Origin of the sequence: Desulfovibrio sp. 6_1_46AFAA (assembly GCF_000224635.1) — a bacterium.
In the GTDB taxonomy this organism is placed as follows: Bacteria; Desulfobacterota; Desulfovibrionia; order Desulfovibrionales; family Desulfovibrionaceae; genus Desulfovibrio; species Desulfovibrio fairfieldensis.
This window is the reverse complement of record NZ_JH114303.1, coordinates 246,031-249,384: the sequence shown is the minus strand read 5'-3', so window position 1 is coordinate 249,384 and position 3,354 is coordinate 246,031. Positions and strand designations below refer to the sequence as shown.

Annotated in this window: 2 protein-coding genes and 1 pseudogene; all 3 read right to left on the bottom strand. The window is 62.8% G+C overall.

Annotation, left to right across the window (positions count from 1 at the left end; all coding sequences use genetic code 11):
• Positions 1 to 106: 106 nt before the first annotated feature.
• Positions 107 to 1,021, bottom strand: a complete 915-nt coding sequence (locus HMPREF1022_RS10855) for a DNA polymerase III subunit delta' (protein ID WP_009303126.1) — start codon at positions 1,019 to 1,021, stop codon at positions 107 to 109.
• Between the two features lie 20 nt (positions 1,022 to 1,041).
• Positions 1,042 to 2,319, bottom strand: coding sequence for an adenylosuccinate synthase (locus HMPREF1022_RS10850; protein WP_009303125.1), 1,278 nt, complete (start codon positions 2,317 to 2,319; stop codon positions 1,042 to 1,044).
• A 522-nt stretch (positions 2,320 to 2,841) separates the two neighbouring features.
• A pseudogene (locus HMPREF1022_RS10845) lies at positions 2,842 to 3,354 on the bottom strand (IS5 family transposase); the annotation flags it as partial.

Sequence of the window (3,354 nt, the reverse complement as noted above, 5' to 3'; positions counted from 1 at the left end):
GTCTCTCTCTCTCTCTCTCTCTCTCTCTCTCTCTCTCTCTCTCTCTCTGGACATCGGCTCCTCCGGTTCTTGAAGCGCCTGGCTCCGGGAAAGAATGCCGCGCCTGTCAATCAGAACCATGGTATCGTTGGAAGCGCAGCACAAAGAGCCGCGCGGCCAGGGCCTCCAGCACGCGTGCCGGAGTGACGCCGTACTGGAGCATATCCTGGGCTTCGGCCAGCCAGCGGCAACACACGGCCCGGCCGCGCGCGTCCAGATCGGCCAGGAGCATATCCAGCGGGCTCTCGGCCTCGTCGGCCAGTACGCGGCTCAGGGATTTTTGTCCGGCCAGGAGCAGGCGGCCCGCCAGGGCCGCGTCCATGGCCCCACGGGCTGAAACCTTGTCCAGAAAGCCCTGCCCGTCGCGCAGAAAAACGGCCAGAGCTTCTTCCCAAGGAGCCAGAGCCGTATCCCGCGCCCGGCTGTCCGGCCAGGGCAGAGTCAGGCAGAAGGAACGGGAAACCAGGGTGGGCAGGAGCTGTTCACGCTGCGGGGCCAGGAGCACGAAAACAGTGGTGGGCGAGGGTTCTTCCAGGGCTTTGAGCAGGGCGTTGGCCGCCTCGTCGCGGTTCAGGCTCAAGCCCATGAGCAGGACCACCCGGCGGCCCTGACCGTGGGGCGCGTCGCGCAGACGGCTTTTCAGCTCACGTACCCGCTGCATGTTGAAGGCCCGCACCAGACCGGGATTTTCCTCATCCTCGCGGTTGCTGATGCGGCCGTCATAGGCCGCCAAATCCAGATATTCGCCCGAGGCGATCTGCAGGCAGACCGGGCAGGCCAGACAGGGCGCGCCGTTTTCGGCGTGCGCGGCCTGAGGGCAGTTGCAGCGCGCGGCCCAGTAGCGGGCCAGATCCAGGCGCTGCTCCTCGCTGCCGCCTTCCAGCAGCAGAACCTGGGGCGGGGCTTGGCCCAGACGGTCCAGCACGGCCTTGAGGCGGTCAAAGGCCGGGTCCGCCACAGCGGGGAGCAGACTTGCGTTCATGGCTGCCGCGCGGCGCGCGTTCAGCGCACGATGGTCTGGCGGCGGTCCGCGCCCACGGAAATCATGGAGACCTTCACGCCGCTGAGTTCCTCAATACGCCGGATATAGCCCTGCACAGTGCCCGGCAATTCCTCAAACGCGGTACATTCGGAAATGTCGTCCTCAAAGCCGGGCAGTTCCTCATACACGGGCGTCACCCGGCCCAGCGCGCCTTCTTCCTGCGGCAGGTATTCCAGGCGCTTGCCATCCAGCTCGTAGGCCACGCAGATCTGCAGGGCGGGCAGATTCTGGAGCACGTCCAGCTTGGTCAGCGCGATATCCGTGAGGCCGTTGAGGCGCACGGTTTCGCGCAGCACCACGGCGTCCAGCCAGCCGCAACGGCGGGGGCGGCCCGTGGTGGCCCCGAATTCATGTCCCTTGGTGCGCAGGTAGCTGCCGGTGTCGTCCAGCAGTTCGGTGGGGAAGGGCCCGGAACCCACGCGGGTGGTGTAGGCCTTGACGATGCCCACGATGCGGTTCAGCGTGCCGGGTGCCACGCCGCTGCCCGCCGCCGCGTTGCCCGCCACGGTGTTGGAGGAGGTCACAAAGGGGTAGGTGCCGTGGTCGATGTCCAGATGGATGCCCTGGGCGCCCTCGAAGAGCACGTTCTGTCCTGCCAGCATGGTCTCATGGATGCGGGCGTCCACATCCGTGAGATAGGGCAGCAGGCGCGGGGCCAGGCCCAGCAGTTCGTCGCAGACCGCGTTTTCGTCCAGGGGCTCGAATTTGTAGAGATTGCGCAGCAGGACGTTTTTTTCCAGCAGGGCGTGGCGCACTTTTTCGCGCACCAGGCCGGGATCGGCCAAATCCCCGGCGCGCAGGCCCACGCGGGCGGCCTTGTCCTCGTAGCAGGGGCCGATGCCCCGGCCCGTGGTGCCGATCTTGTGCCCGGCGCGCTTGGCTTCGCGGGCTTTGTCCAGGCTTTTGTGGTAGGGCATGATCAGATGGGTCTTTTTGCTGATGCCCAGGCGCGTGGGAGCCACGTCAATGCCGCGGGCCGCCAGATGGTCCACCTCGCTGAGAAAGACCGCCGGGTCCAGTACCACGCCGTTGCCGATCAGACAGATTTTGCCGTCGTGCAGGATGCCGGAAGGGATGAGGTGCAGGATGGTCTCCTCGCCCTTGACCTTGATGGTGTGCCCGGCATTGTTGCCGCCCTGAAAGCGGACGATGACCTGGCTCCGGGCGCTGAGCATGTCCACAATCTTGCCCTTGCCCTCGTCGCCCCACTGCGCGCCGATGATGACCGTGTTCGCCATTGTTTCACCTGCCTGAAATCCGCCTGCGGCGGTCTGGTTGTAAAATGGGCGTCACGTGCAACAAGAGCGGATCGGCGCTGGAAATCCGGGCCGCTCGCAGGCGTCCGCGCAAGGGCGGACACAACACGCAAAACCGTAATGATACCTATCCCGGATGGCAAGGCAAGTCAAATGGCGGCGGTGGCGTCAGTCCAGCATATCGTCCGCGGATGCGGAAAAGACGCTGGAACGGGCAAAGCGTTTTCAGGGAGAGGGGCTGGCGTCGCTTGACGCGGCGCTGGAGTAATTTCACTTTGAAATTGCTCTGGCGGCTGCGTAAGCAGACGCCCGCCACGAGCGTCAGACGTTGGCGTAAGCGCAATTTATTTGCGCGGTTGCCTCGCCCGTTAGCGAGTCTTCGAGCTTTATGGGCGAGGACAGCAGAGCTAAGCGCGCCGTACGGACATTGAGAGCAGGGCGGGCGTCTTAAAAACTTTGAGAATGTGCATTCTCAAAGTTGAAATGCCCTAGGGCCTGTTAACACTATTTCAGAGCTATAACAATTAACGCAAAGACGACGAAGGCCAGGAACATGACATCGAGCTTATCGAACCGAGTAAAAACACGGCGGAAGCCTTTGAGCCTCCTGAAAAGCCGTTCTACCTCATTACGTCTTTTGTATAGCTCTTTGTCATACTCCCACGGTTTCAGTCGGTTGGGATTGGGCGGCACCACCGGAGTGAAGCCCAACTCACGTCCCAAGCGAGTCGTTTCATTACCCTCATATGCGCCATCCATAAGCAAGCTGCACGGCGCTGGCATCGGCCCCAACTGGACAAGCAGCCTGCGCCCCTCGGGGGGCATCGCCGGCGTTGCCGGGAGTGAGGCTGAAATTCAACGCGCATTCAGCATTCGCGGCAACCATATGAAGCTTGGTCGTCCAGCCGCCTCTGGACTTTCCGATGGACTGCGGACCTGTTTTTTAAGGCCCTGTTCCATCGGGATGAACCTTAACAATAGTACTGTCGAGAGAAACTGCTTCTATTTTAAGGCGGT

Excerpts from the sequence above, each read along its gene's own strand:
- HMPREF1022_RS10855 (WP_009303126.1), bottom strand. The coding sequence starts at position 1,021 with ATGAACGCAAGTCTGCTCCCCGCTGTGGCGGACCCGGCCTTTGACCGC.
- HMPREF1022_RS10850 (WP_009303125.1), bottom strand. The coding sequence starts at position 2,319 with ATGGCGAACACGGTCATCATCGGCGCGCAGTGGGGCGACGAGGGCAAG.